The organism is Peptoniphilus grossensis ph5 (assembly GCF_000311825.1).
In the GTDB taxonomy this organism is placed as follows: domain Bacteria; phylum Bacillota; class Clostridia; order Tissierellales; family Peptoniphilaceae; genus Peptoniphilus_A; species Peptoniphilus_A hominis.
This window is the reverse complement of sequence record NZ_HE978570.1, coordinates 1-21,006: the sequence shown is the minus strand read 5'-3', so window position 1 is coordinate 21,006 and position 21,006 is coordinate 1. Positions and strand designations below refer to the sequence as shown.

Genomic DNA, 21,006 nt, shown 5'->3' with positions numbered 1-21,006 from the left:
TAAAAAATTTTACATCTTGAAATGATTGATATTTCAAATATTTCTCTTGATGAATTAAACAGTCTATTAGATAATAGTTTTAAAGATATCGAAGAAGAAAATTATAAAACTCTCGAGAAAGTCTTTTAAAGTTATTAAATTCCATTTTAATATAATTGTAGCAAGCTTTTTAAGATTTTTTGTGTTATAATGTCTAAGGAAAGAACTTGAGGGCCGAGTGAATCTCGGTCTATTTTTTTGTTCAAAATAGATTAGGAGAATATATTGAGATTTAACGAATTAAATTTATCTAGGGAAGTTTTGCAGGCGATTGAGGAAATGGGTTTTGTAAATCCATCAGAAGTACAGGAACACACTATTCCTGAAATTTTAGATGGTCACGACCTTCTTGCACAAGCTCAAACGGGCACAGGCAAGACTGCTTCCTTTGGCATACCCATGATTGAAAAAATCCAGGACAATAATTATGAAACTTTGCAGGGGCTTGTCTTGGTCCCAACAAGAGAACTTGCAAGACAGGTGTCAGAAGAACTGCAAAAACTTTCTAAACATAAAACTTTTATAAAGGTCCTTGCCATTTATGGTGGAGCAGACATGGGCAAGCAACTTAGAGAACTAAAGAGGGGCGCAAGCATTGTAGTTGGGACTCCAGGAAGGATCATGGATCACATGAAGAGGAAGACTCTCCATCTATCTAACTTAAAATTTTTGGTCCTTGACGAGGCAGACGAGATGTTTGACATGGGCTTTAGGGATGACATGAAGACTATAATCGAAAAGACAAATGATGACAGGCAAACTTTGTTTTTCTCTGCAACTTTTGACAATGAGATAAAGGAATTTTCAAAACTTTATCAAAACAATCCAAAGAAAGTTATCATCGAAAAGAAGGAGCTCACTGCAGAAAAAATTAAGCAATACTATTTGGAATTAAATAGGAATATGAAGACGGAAATTTTAAACAGGCTCATCTTAATTCACAAGCCAAAGAAGTCTATTATTTTCTGCAACACTAAGAGAATGGTGGAAAATTTGGAAGAGGAAATTGCACAAAAGGGCTACAAGGTGGACTCCCTTCACGGCGATATGCGTCAGTCTTCTAGGGACAATGTCATGAAAAAGTTTAGGAAGGGAACAATTGATGTATTAATTGCAACTGATGTTGCTGCTCGTGGTCTCGATGTATCTGACATAGACATTGTTTTTAACTACGACCTGCCACAGCAAGCTGAGTACTATGTCCACAGAATTGGTCGTACGGCAAGAGCTGGCAAAAAGGGTCTGTCTTTTACTTTTGTGACTAGTAGAGACTATCCAAAGTTTAGAGAAATCGAAAAGTATGCAAATATAAAAATGGAAAGAATAGATTTGCCAACTAAAGGGGACCTTGAAAGAGAAAGCATGGAAAATTTATTTGACAGGGTCAGCAAAAATATTTTAAAGGCAGAAGACAATGTCCGATACAGCGAAGTTTTAAATAAACTTTTGGCTCAGGGACACAGTTTATACGACATCAGCGCTTCACTTTTAAAGATGGTAAATGAGTCTTCAAAAAACAGAAAAATTACTGAGCTTGATAAGGTTGACTTTGGCAAAAAATTTGAAATGAATAGGACTAATAGGGCGGACAAGTCTAATAGAAAGACCAAGACGACTAAAGAAATGAAAAAAATCAAAGGACCAAAGATTTTTATCAACAAGGGAAAGAGGGACGGTCTCGACTCTCGCGAAATCATTAGGCTTGTTGAGAAGCACACAAATGTATCTCCAGGTGAAATAGGCAGGATCAATATTATGCCAAACTTCACTTTTGTGGAGATCCCAAAAAATATGATTAAAGATGCCATAAAAGACCTTGACGGCAAAAAAATTAAGGGCAAGACTCTTAAAGCAGAATATTCTGAAAAATAAAATTTATATTTTGAACTCCTCCTGTGAAAATTTTCGCATTGAGGAGTTTTTTCTTGCACTTAGATTATAAATTCAAGCTACAAAAAAAGGAGGTCAAGCCTCCCTTATATAATTTACTATTTATCGTATGAAATTTTAAAATAATCTAAGTAAGTTTTAAACCTATCTTGTGCCAATAGGCAAGTGTCAACTAAAAATCCTCTCTCTTTTTTATAATTTGCAAGTCCCCTGTAATAGAAAAACTTTAAATCTTCACCAATAATAAAGGGTATAATATTATTTTTTAGGCATTCCTTTAAGATTATTAATCTACCAACTCTGCCATTTCCGTCTTGGAAGGGATGAATTTTTTCAAATTTATAGTGAAAGTCAATTATATCTTCAATAGTTTTTGCTTCCCTTTTCTCATAGGAGTCCAAAAGTTTTTTTATCTCATGAGGAACATCTTCTGGTAAAGTTGTATCATATCCTCCAACCTCATTTGGATATGCCTTATATTCCCCAACATTAAACCAGTCTTTTTTTGAATCACTGGTTCCAGACTTTAACATCTTGTGAAGATTTTTAATAAATTCTTCTGTTAAAGCTTCATCATATAAGTCAATAATTTTATCAATAGCTTGGAAGTGATTTAGGGTTTCAATTATATCGTCAACATTTAAAGAACTATTAGCATCATCAAGACCAATTGTATTAGTTTCAAAAATTAGTCTAGTTTGCTCTTCACTTAATTTACTTCCCTCAATATAATTAGAATTATAAGTAAATTCAACTTGTAATTTGTGATAAATTCCGCCGCTTATTTTATTGTTTTTTTCATATTTTAATGTATCCAATAAATTTCTTTCCATAAATGTATTATATCCTTTTTAAAGGCAATCAGCAATAAATTAGGTTTTTGACAAACTTTTATTTTTATTTTGGATAATAAAAATGTTATGGGGAAAATATTATATAAAGACTTGATTGATCGTAAGATTTAATCAAAATGATTAGGGGATTTTTATTTGCAAATTTTTTCTTTTAAACTCTGTTATAATGTAGTAAGGAGGTTTTTTATGGAAAATAAATTTTTAATTATAGATGGAAGTTCACTTTTTTTCAGGGCTTTTTACGCTCTTCCTCTTTTAAAAACCAAGAGGGGCCTATACACAAATGCGATTTATGGTTTTGTCATGATGGTGGAAAATGCCATAGAGAAGATAAATCCCACTCATGTGGCGGTTTGCTTTGACATGAAGGGCAAGACTTTTAGGTCAGACATTTACAAGGATTACAAGGGCACTAGGCAAAAGACTCCCAATGAACTTGAGCAACAATGGCCACTTGTCCGAGACATTTTAAAGCACATGAATATAAAAATTTTGGAATCACCTGTTTATGAAGCAGATGATATTGCAGGCACTCTTTCAAAACTTGCCAGCCAAGAAAATTTTGAAACCTATCTTTTAACTGGCGACAAGGATTATTTCCAACTTGTAAATGACAAGACAAGGGTCCTTTTAACTCGCAAGGGCATAACTGAAATGGACATCATAACAGTTGAGAGCTTAAGGGAAGATTATGGTCTTGAGCCTCATGAATTTATTGATTTAAAGGCACTCATGGGGGACCAATCTGACAATATTCCAGGAATTTATGGTATAGGAGAAAAAACTGGACTGAAACTAATTAAAGAGTTTAAAAACATTGAAAATCTTTACGACAATATTGAAAATGTGACAGCAAAAAAGCTTAAGGAAAAATTAATTGAGGGCAAAATGTCTGCCTTTATGAGCAAAAAATTGGGGACAATTGTAAAGGATGTGCCAATAGAAGAGTCTTTAGATGACTTCAAAAAAGTAGACTACGATTATGAAAATCTTTCAAAGATGTATCGCGACTTTGAGTTTAATTCCATGCTTTTAAGACTTCCAAAGGAATATCAAAAGGAAGAAGTTGAAGAAATTTCCGAAGATAATTTTAAATTTAATGAAATAAAAAACCTAGATGACTTTATAGAAAAAGCGAGAGAAGAAAAGTCTTTTGCCTTTAAATTTATTTCTGATGGCAAAATTTATGAGGGCGTAAAGCCAATTTATCTTGCCCTAAAAATTAAGGATGAGCTTGTGAATTTCATTTCTTGGGAAAATATTGATTTCAAAAAGTTGAAGGAAATCATGGAAGATGAAGGCATAGAAAAACTTGGATACGACATGAAAGAAGACATAATCATCTTAATGGATCTTGGCATGGACATAAAAAATTACTCCCACGATGTGGTTATTGCAGAATATATTTTAAATTCCACAAAAAGCGACTACGACATAAATAAAATTTCCATGGACTACTTTAAAAATGGTTACATGGAGGAGGAAGACCTCTTGGGCAAGGGGGCAAAGAAAAAAACTTATGCAGACTTAGATAAGGATGACCTCTTTAAATATTTTGCCTTTATGTTAAATACAATTTACAAATTGGAAGGTCTTCAAAGAGAAAAAATTGAAGAAGAAGAGATGACCTCTCTTTACAAGGACATGGAGCTGCCCCTAATTGAAGTCCTTGCATCCATGGAATATGTGGGCATCAACACTGATGAAGCCGTTCTCGATGAAATTGACGAGAAAATCACTTTAAAGCTAAAGGATTTGGAAGAAGAAATTTATAGGGAAGCTGAGGAAGAGTTTAACATCAATTCGCCAAAGCAGTTGGGCGTGATTTTATTTGAGAAGATGGACTTTCCAGTGATTAAAAAGACAAAAACTGGCTACTCAACTTCTGCCGATGTTCTAGAAAAACTTCGCGGCAAGGGCGAAATCATTGACAATATTTTAGACTACAGAAAATTTTCTAAATTAAAATCAACTTACATTGACGGACTAAAGGCTGTTATAAATAAAAAGACCAACCGAATTCACTCAAGATTTATGCAAACAGTGACTGCAACGGGAAGAATTTCTTCTAGTGAGCCAAATCTTCAAAACATTCCAATAAAAACAGAAGAAGGAAGGTTAATTAGAAAGGCCTTTTTGGCATCAGAAAATTCAGTTTTAGTGGATGCCGACTACTCACAAATTGAACTTAGGGTTTTAGCTGCACTTTCAGAGGATGAGGAAATGCTTGACGCCTTCAAACATGGCTTGGATATTCACAGAAAAACTGCTTCAGAAGTTTTCCATGTGGATTATGACGAGGTAACTGCCCTTCAAAGGTCTGAAGCCAAGGCTGTAAACTTTGGAATTGTCTACGGAATTTCTGACTACGGACTTTCACAAAATTTAAATATACCGAGAAAGGCTGCCAAGGAATACATCGACAACTATTTGGGGCACTTTGTGGGAATAAAAAATTATATGTCAGAGGAAATTGAAGAGGGCAAAAAGAAGGGTTATGTTGAGACGATTTTTAAGAGGAGAAGATACATTCCTGAGCTTAGCGCAAAGAACTTTAACATAAGAAGCTTTGGCGAGAGAATTGCCCTTAACACACCAATCCAAGGTTCTGCAGCAGACATTATAAAAATTGCCATGGTAAAAGTTTACAATGAACTTAAAAAGAGAAAATTGAAGTCCAAACTAATAATTCAAATTCACGACGAGCTTGTAGTTGATGCAGCAGAAGATGAAGTGGAAGAAGTTAAAAAAATTATGAAGGACTTAATGGAAAATTCTGTTGACTTAAATGTAAAACTTTCTGTGGACATGAACACTGGAGTAAATCTCTATGAATCAAAGTAAAATTATTGGCCTCACAGGCTCTATTGCAACGGGAAAGTCCCAGGTCTCAAAATATTTAAAGGGCAAGGGCATAAAGGTAGTTGACGCAGATTTAATAGCGAGGGATGTGGCAAACTATAAATCTGTAAAAAATAAAATCAAAAAAGTATTTGGCGACGACCTTTACATCAATGACCAGCTGGACAGAAAAAAGCTGGCTGAAATTATTTTTGCAAAAAAAATTCACCGCCAAAAATTAAATGATATAATGCATCCAGAAATTTACAAAGAGATAAATAAAAAGACTAGGGGCAAGGAAGACCTCGTCTTTGTGGACCTACCCCTTCTCTTTGAAAATGAAGATGTAAATAAGAAGTATGGACTTGACTTTGACGAGATCTGGCTTGTCTATGTGGACAGGGAAACACAGATAAGAAGGCTCATGGATAGAGACGACATTTCTAGGGACTATGCAGAGAAAAAAATAAATTCGCAAATTTCTGTTGAAGAAAAGAGAAAAAAAGCAGATGTCATAATTGACAACTCAGGTACTTTAGAAGAAACTTTCGCCCAAGTAGAAGAAAATTTAAAAAAATAAAAGAGATGTGTTGGAAATTTTCCAGCACATTTTTTGCAATGAAAAATTTACAAAATATAAAAATAACTTTACAATTCCTAATTTCTTTGTTAAGATATAACTTGTCCTAGGGGTATAGTTCAGTTGGTAGAACATTGGTCTCCAAAACCAAGTGTCGTGGGTTCGAGTCCTGCTACCCCTGCCAATTACTGATTGCGCAAGCAGTCAGTTTTTTTATGCCCATTTTTAAAATTTATATTATAGTTACTCTACATATTGATAAAATGGGAATTTCTATTGAATTTATTTAAAAAAATTTTATAACTATGATATAATTATATATTATGAATTGGAGGTCAACATGAAAGAAAAATTACTTGGAATCAAAGATGAATCCATGAAACTTTTAAATGAAGTTAATACAATTAAAGAAATAGATGAACTTAAGGTTAAATACTTAGGAAAAAAGGGCGAACTTACTCAAATCCTAAAGGGTATGAAGGATCTTTCTAATGAGGAAAGACCTGTTATGGGCGCTCTTGCCAACGAAGTGCGTGAAGCTATTGAAAAGTCAATTGAGGAAAAGAAAAATGAAATCAATGACAAAATTTTGGAAGAAAAACTTCACGAGGAAAGAATTGATGTCACTTTAAAGACTGACGAACTTATCTTGGGACATAGACATCCTCTAAAGAAAACTCTTGAGGATCTTGAAGATTTATTTACACATATGGGCTTTACTGTTTACGATGGTCCAGAAATCGAAACTGTGGAAAATAACTTTGATCTTTTAAATGCTCCAAAGGACCACCCTTCAAGAGATATGTCTGATACTTTTTATTTTGACAAAAATACAATTCTTAGGTCGCAAACTTCTCCTGTTCAAATTAGGGCAATGAAGGAACATGGCGCTCCAATTCGCATGATATGTTCTGGTAGAGTTTTTAGGTCTGACGAAGTTGATGCTACTCACTCACCAATGTTCCACCAACTTGAAGGTCTTGTTGTTGATGAAAAGATTTCTGTGGCAAATTTAATTGACACTTTAAATTATTTTGTTAAGTCCTTCTTTGGCGAAGACATGAAGACTAGATTTAGACCTCACTACTTCCCATTTACTGAACCAAGTCTTGAAGTTGACACTACTTGTCCATCTTGTGGAGGCAAGGGTTGTAAGGCTTGTGCCTATACTGGTTGGTCAATGGAACTCTTGGGATGTGGCATGGTTCACCCTAATGTTCTTAGAAACTGTGGCATTGACCCTGAAAAATATTCTGGCTTTGCCTTTGGTATGGGTATCGACAGAATTGCAATGGTTAGGTACAAGATCACAGATATTAGAATGATGTTTGAAAACAACAAGAAGTTCTTGGAACAATTTTAAGGAGATAGAGATGTTATTACCGATTAAATGGCTTAAAGATTATGTTGATTTCGATTTTGATGTAAAAAAACTTGCAGATGGACTTTCTAATTCTGGTTCCCATGTTGAATCTGTTATTATTCCATCAGAAGGTTTAGATAAAATTGTAGTTGGAAAAATTGAAAAAATAGAAAAGCATCCCGACGCAGACAAACTTGTTGTTTGCTCTGTAAATGTGGGCGACGAAGTTTTACAAATTGTAACTGGTGCACCAAATGTTTTTGAAGGTGCCATAGTCCCTGTTGCCCTTCACGGCTCTACGGTTGCTGGAGGCGTAAAGATTAAAAAGGGAAAACTTCGTGGAGTTGAGTCCAACGGAATGCTTTGTTCTCTTGAAGAACTTGGATTTGAAAATTCTGTCATTCCTAAGGAAGCGAGAAATGGTATTTTTGTCTTCCCAGAAGGAACTGAAATTGGAAAATCTGCTTTGGAAACTCTCTTCATGGATAGCGACATTTTGGAACTTGAAATCACACCAAATAGACCAGATTGTCTTAGCATCATGGGCATGGCTGTAGAAACTGCTGCATCCTTTGATTTAAAGACTAAGCACAAGGATATTAAAATAGAAAATGAAGTAGATGATTTTTCTGATCATTTTGACGATATAGTTATCGAAACTGAAAACTGCAATAGATATTATTCAAAAATTCTTAAAAATATAAAGATTGGACCATCTCCACTTTGGCTACAAGCCTATCTTATGCAAGCAGGAGTTAGACCAATTTCAAATATAGTTGATTTAACAAATTTTGTAATGCTTGAGTACGGTCAACCTCTTCATGCCTTTGACTTAGATAGCTTAACGAACAAAAAAATTGTAGTTAGAATGGCAAAAGATGGCGAAGAAACTGTAACTCTTGATGGCGAGACTAGAGAACTTACAAGTGACGATATTTTAATCACTGACGGCAGTGAAATAATAGGCCTTGCAGGAATAATGGGCGGACTTGATTCTGAAATTACAGAAAAAACTGTAAATGTACTTTTAGAAGGTGCAAACTTCAACAAAGAAAACATCAGAAAGACTTCAAGAAGACTTAACCTTAGAAGTGAAGCTTCTTCAAGGTTTGAAAAGGGAATCGACCCAAATCTTGCCAAGACTGCTGTTGATAGAGTTTGCCAACTTGCAGAAATGTTAGGCATTGCTGAAGTTGTTGGCGGAAGTAAAGATGTGGGAGATTTTGAAAAGGCTCCAAAAGAAATAAAATTAAGACTAGAAAAAGTTAATGACTTAATTGGCGTGGACTTTACAATAGATGAAGTTGCAAATATTTTAAATAGACTTGAAATTGAAACTGAAGTCAAAGGAGATTATCTTCTTGCAAAAATCCCAAGCGTGAGACTTGACCTTGGCATTGAAGAAGATTTAATAGAAGAAGTTGCAAGAATTTATGGCTACGACAATGTCACTCCTCAAAAATTAAGGGGAACCCTAACTGTAGGAAGAAAGCCAAGATTTAGAAATGTTGAAGATAGAATCAAAAATCTTTTAATTGGTCTTGGTTACTCTGAATTTATGACTTACTCCTTTGTCAGCCCATCTTCCTATGAAAAAGCAAATTATAAAGAAGATGAAAAAAATATTATAAGAATTTTAAATCCACTGGGAGAAGATTATTCAATTATGAGGACAACTATTGTGCCTTCTATGATTGATGCCCTTGCCAAAAACTATGTTAGGGGCAACGAAAATGTTGGCGGATTTGAAATTGGAAATACCTTCTTCCCAACAGATGGTGAGTTACCTGCCGAAAAGTTAAAACTAACAATGGGCTTTTACGATTTAGGCGATTTTTATTACTTAAAGGAATCTATTGAAAAGCTCTTGTGGTATCTGGGCATTGAGGGCCTTGAAGTTAGAAGAAAGGAAGTTAGCTTCTTGCACCCAGGTAGGTCAGCTGAATTTATTTTAAAGGGCGAAAGCCTTGGCGTCTTAGGAGAAGTTCATCCAAAGGTTCTTGAAAACTATGGTCTAAAGAAAAAGGCCTATGTGGCAGAACTTGACTTTGACAAAATTGTTGAAAACACTATTGGAAATTACACTTACAAGGAACTTCCTAAATACCCAACTATGAAGAGAGACTTTGCCTTTGTTATGGATAGGGATATTGACTCAGTTGAACTTGAAAAAATCTCTAAAAAATATGGCAAAGAACTTTTAGAATCCTTTAAGGTGTTTGATATTTACCAAGGTGAAAATATAGAAGAAGGAAAGAAATCTGTAGCCTTCTCACTTGTATTTAGAGCAGCCGACAGAACTCTAGAAGATGCTGAAGTTACAGAAATTTGTGAAAAAATAGTTGCTGAGATTGAAAGTGAAATTAAGGCTAAACTAAGATCCTAAGGAGGCTATTATGTCCGATACAAAGAGAATCGAAGTCACTATTGATGACATGAAATTTTATGTCAAGGGTAATGACAAGGAAGATTACATTAAAGAGCTTGCAGCAGATCTTGACAAGAAGATCAAGGAAACTGCAAGGAGTAATTTTAAATTGAATCAAGTGCAGACTCTTGTGCTCTGCGCCCTAAACCTTTTAGATGATTTTGAAAAGATGAAGTCTGACAGGAATGACTTGGCAAATTTAGACGATGACAAAAAAGAAATCATCGAAAAAATGGAAGAAATTAAAGATTTAAAGAAGCAACTTTCAATTTTTGAAGAAGAAAATAAAAAAGCAAATACAAATTTCAGAGAACTTCAACAGAAAACTCTTGATGTAGAGGACAGAAATAGGAAAGTAAATAAAGATCTTCTTGAAAAAAATAAAGAAATTACTGATTTAAAAGAAGAGATAAAAAAACTTGAAGGAAATATTTCCACACTAGAAGAAAAAAACAACAATGCATCGAGAAGAATAATTGATTTGACAAGAGAACTGGAAAGTCTTTATGAAGAAAAGTAAATATGAACTCCTAGCACCTGCTGGTGATATGGCTGCCCTTAGGGCTGCTGTATCGGCAGGTGCTAATGCTGTTTATTTGGGCTATGCTGAATTTTCCGCCAGGGCTAAGGCAAAAAACTTCGACAAGGAAGAGTTAATGGAAGCAATTAACTACGCTCACCTAAGAGGCGTAAAAATTTATGTTACCTTTAACATTTTAATTGCTGATTTTGAAATAAAAAGAGCCATGGATAGGGTGAAGATGCTCTACGACACAGGAGTTGACGCACTTATTTTACAAGATCTTGGCATAGCTTGGGAAATCCGAAAGAACTTCCCAGATTTTGAAGTTCATGCATCAACTCAAATGGCAGTAAATAATTTTTATGGTGCAAAATTTTTAAAGGACATGGGTTTTACAAGAGTAGTTCTTGCTCGCGAAACTCCTCTTTTTGAACTAGAAAAAATTAAAGAATTAGATATTGATGTGGAGACCTTTATTCACGGAGCCCTATGCGTTTGTTACTCTGGCGAGTGCCTCATGTCTTCTATGATTGGTGGCAAGTCTGGCAATCGTGGCGAGTGCGCCCAAGCTTGCAGGAAGTCCTATGAAATTTTAGATTTCGATGGAAATAAAATTGGCAAGAGACTTTATTATATTTCTCCCAAAGACTTAAACACCCTTGATGATGTTGCAAAAATAATAAATGCAGGTGGCTACTCTTTAAAAATTGAAGGGCGAATGAAAAACCCAGAGTATGTCTACACAGTTGTGTCTTCCTACAAAAAATCCTTAGAAGGCAAGCTAACTTTAGAGGACAAAGAAGATACAGAGCAAGTTTTTAACAGAGGCTTTACCAAGGGACTTTTTAATGGCGACTTTGGAAATAACTTCATCTCATCTGATAGACCCGACAACAGAGGCGTTGAAGTTGGAAAAGTTCTTGGGACGACAAAAAATTCTGCGAAAGTTATTTTTGATGAAGATGTATTTGAGGGCGACGGTCTTGAATTTATTTCTAGCAGTGTAAGATTTGGCATGAGGTCAAATTCCTTCTATGAGGCAAACATTCCTCATGAGATAAATTTATTTAAGGCTCCAATTTTAAATTCTAAAATAAATAGAACTTTTTCAAAAAAACTTTATGAAAAAGTTGATGAAAAAATTGAAAATTTTGACTACAAAAGAGAATTAGATATAGATTTAAGGATAAAAATTGGCGAAAGACCTCTTATTAAGGTAAAAACTGGGGACTTATCTGCAATTTTTGAACTTGATAGAGTGGTTGAAGTGGCAAAAAAATCTGGACTAGAGAGAGAAAGAGTCATTGAAAATATTTCTAAGATGGGAGAGAGTATTTTCCGCGTAAAAAATATTGACCTTGACCTAGACGACAATGCCTTTTTGCCAATTTCTGCTATCAATGAACTTAGAAGAGAAGCCACAAAAATTTTGGAAAATAAAATTTTAGAGGGCTCAATTGATAGGTTTGAAATAGAAAATAAACTAGAAAATAAAAATTTTGATAGGCAAAATAAAGATAAAAAAAATAAAATTAAAGTCTTTTTCAATAAATTTAAAGATTTGGAAAATTCATCTTTAAAAGATATTGATGAGATAATAATTCGTGCCAAGGACTTAGAAAAATTTAATAAAAAATATAAAAATCGAGAAGTTTCAATTTATCTTGATAAGTTTTATTCCTACTATGAACTAGAAAATTTAAGGGAATATATTTTAAAAAATCAAAATGTCAGGGGAATTTGGGTAAATAATCTTTCGGAATATTACATTTTTAAGGATGACGACCTTGAAATAAATGGCGATATTGGTCTAAATGTCTTTAACAAAGTCACTTCAGACTTTTTAAGTAATTTAGGTTTAAAGTCTATTACACTTTCGCCAGAATTAAATTCTGGACAAATTCAAAAAATTATAAACAAGAATGATGCTGAGATAAATGTGATTTCCTACGGCAGAGTGCCAGTTATGACTATGAAGCACTGTCCCTTCTCTGTCATAAAAAATTGCAAGGATGAGAAAAACTGTCCGACCTGCAAGTATAAAAATTATCTCTTGAGAGATGAGAAAAATGTGGACTTTGAAGTCCTAAGACAAAATACTTTTACGGAAATTTTTAATTCCTATCCAATTTTACTTGACGGATATGTAAATAAACTCCTGGAAAACAAGGTGAACCTTCTTATCTTGGCAGATGAATTTACAGATGATGTTATAAAATTATACAAAAATTACCAGGAAGATGACTTTAAAAAGATAAAAAAGAAATTAGAATACAAGTACCAACAGGTGACTAAGGGACATATTAATAGGGGGATTGTCAGTGGATAATTCTTTTAAGAGAGCAGGCAAAACTTTGGAGTTTGACAAAGTTTTAGCTGAACTTAAAAACCTTGCAAGCGCAAGTATTACAAATGAATACATCGAGGGCGTGGAGATTTCCACAGACTTTTTTGAGATAAGGGAAAGGCTAAACGAAACCAACGAAGCCCTAAAATTAGTTTTGGCAAAGGGAGAGCCACAGCTTTTTGGCATAGTTGACATAAAAAGTATTATTAAGCGTGTGGAAATTGGCGGCGCTCTTTCCGCCGGATCTCTTTTAAAGGTTTCTGACTTCTTAAGAGTTTCAAGGGGACTTAAAACTTATTTAAAGAGAGACTACAACAGAGAGGAAGAAATAAAATTAAATTACATCGACAAGTTAATCGAAGACCTTTACACTGAAAAGAGCCTTGAAGATGAAATTAATTCAAAAATTATTTCTGAAGAAGAAATTGCCGACGACGCTTCTCGTGAACTTTTGAGAATAAGAAGGGGAATTGCTGCAAAAAAAGATTCCATAAAAAATAAATTAAATGGAATTTTATCTTCTCACGCAGACTTTTTGCAAGACGCCCTAGTAACTCTTCGTGATGGCAGATATGTTGTGCCCGTAAAAATCGAAAACAAATCGAGAGTTAAGGGCTTGGTTCACGACATTTCAGGCTCTGGGCAAACAGCCTACATTGAACCCATGGCAGTTGTTGAAGCCAATAACGAACTCAAGGAGCTGTATATAAAAGAAAATCTTGAAATCGAAAAAATACTTAGAGAGCTTTCAGAACTCCTTGCAGAATCGGCTGAAGAAATAAAGTCAAACCAAGACAAATTAATTGAGCTGGACTTTATCTTTGCCAAGGCGAAACTTGCCATAGAATATCACGCAAATATGCCAAGGCTAAATAATGAAGGCAGGATTAATTTAATAAATGCCTACCATCCATTTTTAGACAGAAAAATTGCAGTTCCCATTGACATAAATCTTGGAATAGATTTTACATCACTAATTATCACTGGACCAAACACTGGTGGTAAGACTGTAAGTTTAAAGACTGTTGGACTCTTGTCACTTATGACTCAATACGGTTTACTTATTCCAGCAGAAGAAACTTCAGAGATTGCAGTTTTCGAAAAAGTTTTTGCAGACATTGGCGACGAGCAATCAATTGAGCAGTCCCTCTCAACTTTTTCATCTCACATGGTAAATATTGTTTACATCTTAAAAAATGTGACTAGAAATTCTCTGGTTCTCTTTGACGAACTTGGTGCAGGTACTGACCCAACAGAAGGGGCAGCGCTGGCAAGGGCAATAATGGAATTTATGTTAGAGAAAAACATCAGATGTATGTCTACAACTCACTACAATCAGCTAAAGGTCTATGCCCTTACAACAGATGGCGTTGCCAATGCAAGTATGGAGTTTGATGTCGATACTCTTTCTCCAACATATAGACTTTTAATTGGAGTTCCAGGAAAATCTAATGCCTTTGAAATTTCAAGACGCTTGGGACTTCCCGATGAAATTATAGAAAAATCAAAGAAACTTTTGTCTTCTGAAAATATTGAATTTGAAGATGTCCTTAAGTCCATTGACAAGGACAGGACTAAGATAAGAGAATACAAGGAAGAGCTTGAGAGAGAAAAGCTTGACTTAGAAAAGGAAAATAAGAGACTTCAAACAAAGATAAAAAATTTGGAAGACCAAAAAGAAAAGATTTTAGAAAAATCTCGCGAAGAAGCAAAAAGGCTCTTGTTAAACACAAGAGAAAATGTGGATATTATTTTATCTGAAATAAATGAAGTTAGAGACAATATAAGCTCTGAAAACTCAAAGAGAATACAAGAGGCTCAGGATCTCTTGCGCCAAAGCCTAAAAAATTCCAGAAGTGATTCTGAACTTGAAATCAAAAAAGTTTCCAACCCAATTAGGGAGATAAAAGTTGGCGACAAGGTTAGGACCTCTCTTGGAAACATTGCAACAGTAGTGGAACTGCCTGATAATAAGGGCAATGTTCTAGTTCAGTCGGGCATTATGAAGATGAAAATGCCAAAGGAAAGTTTGACGAGAATTGATACTCAAGAGAACACAACCAAGCACAACACGAGAAATATTTTGAAGAACAAGGCAGCAAACGTCAAGAGTGAAATCGACATTAGAGGCAAAAATTTTGAAGAAGCCAGAGATATTGTTGATAAATATTTAGATGATGCCTATCTTTCTGGACTAAAATCAGTTAGAATAATTCATGGAAAGGGCACAGGTGTCCTTAGACAAAAACTTAGAGAACATTTTAGAAATATAAAAATAGTAAAATCTTTTAAAGATGCGGAGTACAATGAAGGTGGCGACGGAGTAACTGTCGTAATCTTAAAGTAAGGAGTCAAGATGATAAATTTTAGAGAAGAAATAATAAAAATACTTGATGAGAAAATCGAAAGTTTAAAGGCAGAAGAAATTGATAAAATGGTAGAAGTGCCACCAAATTATGAACTTGGCGACTTTGCCTTCCCAGTTTTTAGTTTGGCAAAAATTTACAGAAAAAATCCTGCCATGATTGCAGAAGAACTTGCAGGAGAAATTAAGTCAAAATATTTTGAAAAAGTTGAAAACAAAAATGCCTACCTAAACTTTTACATCAACAAAAGTCTTTTGACAGAAGAAATTTTAAAGGAAACTGTAAACAAAAAGGAAAATTTTGGCAAGTCAGAAATAGGAAAGGGAAAGAATATTGTCCTAGATTATTCTTCTACAAATATTGCTAAGCCTTTCCACATTGGTCACATTAGGTCAACTGTTATTGGAGATTCCCTAAAAAGAATTTTTAATTTCTTGGGCTATAAGACAGTGGCAGTAAACCATTTGGGAGACTACGGCACTCAATTTGGAATGTTAATCTATGCCTACAAGACTTGGGGCAACAAGGAAGAAATTGAAAATGACCCAATCCCTGAACTTTTAAAACTTTATGTAAAGGTAAATGAAGTTGCAGAAGAAGATGCAGAAGTAAAAGAAGAATGTCGCTATTGGTTTAAGGAACTTGAAAATAAAAATGAAGAAGCTGTAAAAATTTGGAAGTGGTTTAGAGAGATTTCTCTAAAAGAATTTAACAGAGTTTACGACATGCTTGACATTCACTTTGATTCCTACAACGGAGAATCCTTCTACTCTGATATGTTACCTGAAGTAATAAAGGAAATTAGAGATAAAAACTTGTTGGAAGAATCAGAAGGTGCTGAAATAATAAATCTTGATAAGTATGATCTTCCACCAGCAATTGTTGTAAAATCTGATGGTACTTCAATCTATTTGACAAGAGACATAGCTGCAGCAAAATATAGGGAAGAAAATTACAATCCCGACCAAATTATTTATGTTGTTGCAACACAACAATCTCTCCACTTTAAACAACTTCGTGCAGTTTTAAAGGAAATGGGAGAAGACTTTTGGGATAAGATTAATCATGTTGCCTTCGGTATGGTTTCTCTTGAAGACGGCACACTTTCCACAAGAAGGGGTAAAGTTGTCTATCTTGAAGATGTTCTCAACAAGGCAATTGACAAGGTTCGCGACATTCTTGACGATAGAGAAAAAGAACAAGGACAAAAAATTGAAAATAAGGAAGAACTTGCACAGGCAGTTGGCATTGGTGCCATAAAATTCCAAGAATTATTCAACGGAAGAATCAAGGACTACACTTTTAACTGGGACAAAACTCTTTCCTTTGAAGGAGAAACTGGACCTTATGTGCAATATGTTCACGCAAGAATTTGCTCCCTATTAAAGAAGGGCGACTTTGACATAAATAATGAAATTGACGCAAGCCTTCTTACAGAAGAAAGTGAAATAAATATTATAAGAAGTCTTTACAACTTTACTGATGTTGTAATAGATGCTTGTGAAAAGTGCGAGCCATACTTTATCACAAGATACACAGTTGAACTTGCAAAGAACTTCAACAAATTCTACAACCAAACACAAATTTTAGTTGATGATGAAAAATTAAAAAACACAAGACTTATGCTTTGTTACGCAGTTAAAAATGTTATAGCAAGTGGGCTTGACTTGCTTGGAATTAAAGCACCAGAAAAGATGTGATGCCATGAATTTTTTTGAAGACTTACAATTAGTTTATAAAAAGGCAGGACAGGACACCCTTTTAAAAATAAAGAAAGCCCCACAATTTTTAATTTTTCCTTTTATATATGGAATAATTTACACTTTGGGATTTTTCTTTATTGGGAACTTCCTTGGAATGTTTCTTGGTGGTCTAATGGGATTTGTAACTCCACTTTTGACAGCCCTAATTCTTTCAAGCTACTTTTCTGTTTTAAGTGACTTGATTTACTACAACAGAATTAGCTTTAGGAATTTTTCAAAAACTTTTATGGAATACTTTGCATCAATTTATTCAGTGTTTTTTATCCTAATGATAATTTCCTTTTTGATGCCAGGTATAGGTGGAGTAATGGGTGCAACTACACTTGTAGGAGCATTAATTACAATTGCACTAAACCCAATTGCTGAATCAATTTATATAAGAGGAGAGTATTACACATCGGCTTACACTCACTCACTTGAATTTATGAAGGAAAACTTCCTGCTTTGGACTATACCATTTTTGATTTATCTTGGCATACTTCACCTTCTTGGCTTTGACTTTGCCATGATGATTTCATCAAATTCAATTGTGGATATTCCACTAGGAGAAAATATTATGACGGGACTATCCTACTTGAATCCAATAGACCCTTACAATATAAAAGTTTTAATAGCCAGCATAATCACTGCTATCTACGCAATCTTTAGGGGAAACCTCTACAGAATTTTAGTTGGTTCAACTAGAAGGAAGAGAGCCTATATGGGCGAGCTATAAAAATAAAAATTTATTGACTAAAAGACTTGACTAGGTCAAGTCTTTTTTTGTGGAAAAATTTTCCTAGCAATAAAAATAAAATAAATTTAAAATTTAATTGATAGAAATTTTTCTATTTGATAGGATTTAAGGTAAAGATATAAAAATAAATTTATAAAATATAGGAGGAAACAATGAAAATAGTATCCTGGAATATAGATTCTTTAAACGCAGCCTTGACTAGCGATTCCTCTAGGGCACTTATGTCAAGAGCAGTGCTAGCTACAATAAAAAATGAAGATCCCGATATAATTGCAATCCAAGAGACAAAGCTACCTCACAATGGACCTAGCAAGAAGCACAAGGAAATCTTGGCAGAGGAATTTGGCGACTATGAATATGCTTGGGTTTCATCTTGTGAACCAGCTCGCAAGGGTTACGCAGGTAACATGACTTTTTACAAGAAGGGTCTAATGCCTCTTGTTACTTTTCCAAAAATTGGAGCACCAGACACTATGGACTTCGAGGGGAGAATCGCAACACTTGAATTTGAAGATTTTTTCTTCACTCAAGTTTATACACCTAATGCTGGCAATGAATTAAAGAGACTTCCCTTAAGACAAATTTGGGATGAGAAGTATGCAGACTACTTGGAAGAACTTGACAAGATAAAACCTGTCGTTGCAACTGGAGACTTTAATGTAGCTCACAAGGAAATTGACCTAGCTCACCCAGAAAACAACCACATGTCTGCAGGCTTTACTGATGAAGAGAGAGAGGGCTTTACGAACTTACTAAATAGAGGTTTCATTGATAGCTTTAGACATATCAACGGAGACGTCGAAGGAGCCTACACTTGGTGGGCACAAAGAGTTAAGACATCAAAGATAAATAATTCAGGCTGGAGAATTGACTACTTTTTAGTCAGCGACAGAATAAAGGACCTAGTTAAAGATTCAAAGATGGTGGACTCTGGAGAAAGGCAAGATCACGCCCCAATTTTATTAAACATTGACTTGGAAAAATAAGATGAAATCCGAATTTTTAGAAAAGAATGGGATAATAAATCTAATAAGTGGCATGGAGTACTCTCTGTCCTATGCAAAAGAGGGAGAAAAAGTTAAGGACTATGTTAAAGATATATTAAAGAGACTTGACATCGCTCCTCATGAAATTTACTCCTGCATCCAAACTCACACAGATAAAATTGCTTACTGTAATGGGGAAAATGGAGATACATTTATCTACGGCAGAAACTTTAAGGACACAGACGGACTGGTAACTGACAAGAAAAACCTAGCCCTGCTCTTAAAATTTGCCGACTGCACTCCCATAGTTCTTTACGATAAAAAGAAAGAAGTTCTTTCCATAATTCACTCTGGCTGGAGGGGAGCAAAAAAGAAAATTCCAGAAAAAGCCCTTGAGAAAATGAAAAAGGAATTTAAATCAGACCCAAAGGATATAATCGCCTATATTGGACCAAGTATTGATATAGAAAATTATGAAGTTGGCGAAGAAGTCTACGAGGAATTTAAGGACTTTAAAAACAGAGATAAATTTTTTAAAAAAATCGGAGACACCTGGCACCTTTCCATGCTTGATGTAAATAAAGAGCTTTTATTAAATGGAGGAATAGAAGAAAAAAATATAGAAATATCAGAGGAGTCAACCTACAACAACTTAAAGCTTCATTCAGCAAGAAGAGAAGGCAAGACCTATGGACTAAATTCCATGTTGGTAATGATGAAGTGAAGTTGAAGGCCAATTTTTTATCTGCTAGTATTTATTGTATTGTCAAATAAGAATTAGAAAAAAGAGGAAATTTAATGGAAAATCTTTTTAAAGAAGAATTAAATAAGAAATTAAAAAATATAGTTTTTATAGATTTAAAAGAAGAATATAGACTTGGCGAACTTGTACTTCCAGCTGGTTTCTCACTTCCCATAAAACTTGATTATCTTATAGAAGGAATTAAAGAAAAAGAATTAGAAGAAGAGATAAATTTAGAAAAAATTGTAGAAGCAATGGTCTATCTCTTGGGAATTGACTCTGACTTTAAATTTGCAGAGAAATACAGAGAAGTCCTAAAAAAATTACAGATAGATTTAAAAAATTATGCCATGCACAAGGCATATATAAATCAAGAAGAAGACCCCTTGGATTCCTATATCTTCTTAAGGGGCTATGAAGAAGTAAAGGGAAGGGACGCCGACATAATTTTTAAAGAAGCAAATATATTGGAGTCCATCTACAACAAATTAGAATTGGAAGATGACTATGAGAAGGCAGACAAATTACTAAATATAATTATAAAAAAATACAACGAGGTCTTAAATGAAGATGAAAATTACAGTCTAGCCTATTACAGACTTGCCTACATCAACTTGTCCCTACAAAAATACATCAAGGCAAACATGTACTTTGAAAAATTCATAAACCTATCAGATAGCGAAGAATTAAAGGACGAAGTCAGAAGAGAAATGGAAACAATAAGAGACAGTGTGAACTTTGATTCAGCAAAGACCTATTTATCCTATGGAGAATACGACAAGGCTTTAAACTTATTGAGAGACATCTCAGAAAACTTTAACAAAAATGAAGAATTTTATTATGCCCTAGCCATAACCCACTATAATCTAGGAGATCTGGAAGGGGCAGAAGAATTTGCAAAAATATCAATTGAGAAAAAAGTATTAGAAGAAAATGTAAATTTACTGTCAACACTTTACGCATCTAAAAACAAATTCGAAGATGCCATAGAAACTTTAGAGATGGGATTATCTGAAATAGAAAATTCCTATCCCTTAAACTACAATTTAGGAATCCTATATTTGAATAAAAAAGACCTAGAAAAGGGAATAAAATACCTGGAAAAGGCAAATGAAATTAGTCCAAATAAAGAGCTAGAAAAATTTATAAAAAATTTAAAATAAATGTTGACAGCCTATAAAAACCATTGTATACTATATAAGTTGTCTCTTGAGACAACCTTCTTAAAAAGAGAGTAAAATAAAATAAAAAATTGTAAATTTTACTTGACAAAGAATTTTTAAGAAGTTATAATAAATAAGCTACTTCAAAAAGTAGCAATGAAACATGATAATTAAATAGTGTGAAGATAAAAAGATTCGTAATGAATCACAGATTCGTAAAAGAATCACAAAGCAAACCAGAAATTCGTTTAGTTTTGAGAAAACTAATGAGTCATACAAATTTTTAATTGAGAGTTTGATCCTGGCTCAGGACGAACGCTGGCGGCGCGCTTAACACATGCAAGTCGAGCGATGAAATTTTGACAGATCCCTTCGGGGTGAAGAT

General features: G+C 34.2%; 14 protein-coding genes, 1 tRNA gene and 1 rRNA gene. 15 read left to right on the top strand and 1 reads right to left on the bottom strand.

Features of this window, described 5'->3' with window-relative positions; translation table 11 throughout:
* The first annotated feature begins 264 nt into the window (after nt 1-264).
* Complete coding sequence (locus HGPG_RS09280) at nt 265-1,911, top strand: DEAD/DEAH box helicase (protein WP_019125812.1); 1,647 nt, start codon at nt 265-267, stop codon at nt 1,909-1,911.
* Between the two features lie 116 nt (nt 1,912-2,027).
* Here the strand turns inward: HGPG_RS09280 and HGPG_RS09275 are convergent, their stop codons facing one another.
* On the bottom strand, nt 2,028-2,762 hold the full coding sequence (locus tag HGPG_RS09275) for a Fic family protein (protein ID WP_019125811.1): 735 nt from the start codon (nt 2,760-2,762) through the stop codon (nt 2,028-2,030).
* A 207-nt stretch (nt 2,763-2,969) separates the two neighbouring features.
* Here HGPG_RS09275 and polA point away from each other — a divergent pair, with 207 nt between their 5' ends.
* The 14 genes from polA to HGPG_RS09205 form a co-directional block, all read left to right on the top strand.
* Nucleotides 2,970-5,627, top strand: coding sequence for a DNA polymerase I (gene polA / locus HGPG_RS09270; protein WP_019125810.1), 2,658 nt, complete (start codon nt 2,970-2,972; stop codon nt 5,625-5,627).
* Complete coding sequence (gene coaE / locus HGPG_RS09265; RefSeq protein WP_019125809.1) at nt 5,614-6,204, top strand: dephospho-CoA kinase; 591 nt, start codon at nt 5,614-5,616, stop codon at nt 6,202-6,204. Before polA ends, coaE begins: the two co-directional genes overlap by 14 nt.
* 108 nt (nt 6,205-6,312) lie before the next feature.
* Nucleotides 6,313-6,388: transfer RNA gene (locus tag HGPG_RS09260), tRNA-Trp, on the top strand.
* Nucleotides 6,389-6,544: 156 nt separating this feature from the next.
* Nucleotides 6,545-7,567, top strand: coding sequence for a phenylalanine--tRNA ligase subunit alpha (gene pheS / locus HGPG_RS09255; protein WP_019125808.1), 1,023 nt, complete (start codon nt 6,545-6,547; stop codon nt 7,565-7,567).
* Nucleotides 7,568-7,577: 10 nt separating this feature from the next.
* On the top strand, nt 7,578-9,953 hold the full coding sequence (pheT, locus tag HGPG_RS09250; RefSeq protein WP_019125807.1) for a phenylalanine--tRNA ligase subunit beta: 2,376 nt from the start codon (nt 7,578-7,580) through the stop codon (nt 9,951-9,953).
* Between the two features lie 10 nt (nt 9,954-9,963).
* Nucleotides 9,964-10,515: a cell division protein ZapA gene (locus tag HGPG_RS09245; RefSeq protein WP_019125806.1), complete on the top strand. Its 552-nt coding sequence runs from the start codon at nt 9,964-9,966 to the stop codon at nt 10,513-10,515.
* Nucleotides 10,502-12,847, top strand: a complete 2,346-nt coding sequence (locus HGPG_RS09240; protein WP_019125805.1) for a U32 family peptidase — start codon at nt 10,502-10,504, stop codon at nt 12,845-12,847. The genes HGPG_RS09245 and HGPG_RS09240 overlap by 14 nt, the downstream gene beginning before the upstream one ends.
* On the top strand, nt 12,840-15,212 hold the full coding sequence (locus HGPG_RS09235; protein WP_019125804.1) for an endonuclease MutS2: 2,373 nt from the start codon (nt 12,840-12,842) through the stop codon (nt 15,210-15,212). The genes HGPG_RS09240 and HGPG_RS09235 overlap by 8 nt, the downstream gene beginning before the upstream one ends.
* A 9-nt stretch (nt 15,213-15,221) precedes the next feature.
* On the top strand, nt 15,222-16,931 hold the full coding sequence (gene argS / locus HGPG_RS09230) for an arginine--tRNA ligase (RefSeq protein WP_019125803.1): 1,710 nt from the start codon (nt 15,222-15,224) through the stop codon (nt 16,929-16,931).
* 4 nt (nt 16,932-16,935) lie between these two features.
* Nucleotides 16,936-17,709: a hypothetical protein gene (locus HGPG_RS09225; RefSeq protein WP_036732156.1), complete on the top strand. Its 774-nt coding sequence runs from the start codon at nt 16,936-16,938 to the stop codon at nt 17,707-17,709.
* Between the two features lie 173 nt (nt 17,710-17,882).
* Nucleotides 17,883-18,716, top strand: coding sequence for an exodeoxyribonuclease III (locus tag HGPG_RS09220; protein ID WP_019125801.1), 834 nt, complete (start codon nt 17,883-17,885; stop codon nt 18,714-18,716).
* A 1-nt stretch (nt 18,717) separates the two neighbouring features.
* The gene (gene pgeF, locus HGPG_RS09215) at nt 18,718-19,440 is read left to right on the top strand and encodes a peptidoglycan editing factor PgeF (RefSeq protein WP_036732121.1); all 723 of its coding nucleotides are present in this window, start codon (nt 18,718-18,720) and stop codon (nt 19,438-19,440) included.
* A 74-nt stretch (nt 19,441-19,514) separates the two neighbouring features.
* Nucleotides 19,515-20,621, top strand: coding sequence for a tetratricopeptide repeat protein (locus HGPG_RS09210; RefSeq protein ID WP_019125799.1), 1,107 nt, complete (start codon nt 19,515-19,517; stop codon nt 20,619-20,621).
* Nucleotides 20,622-20,904: 283 nt separating this feature from the next.
* Nucleotides 20,905-21,006 (top strand): 16S ribosomal RNA (locus tag HGPG_RS09205); the annotation flags it as partial.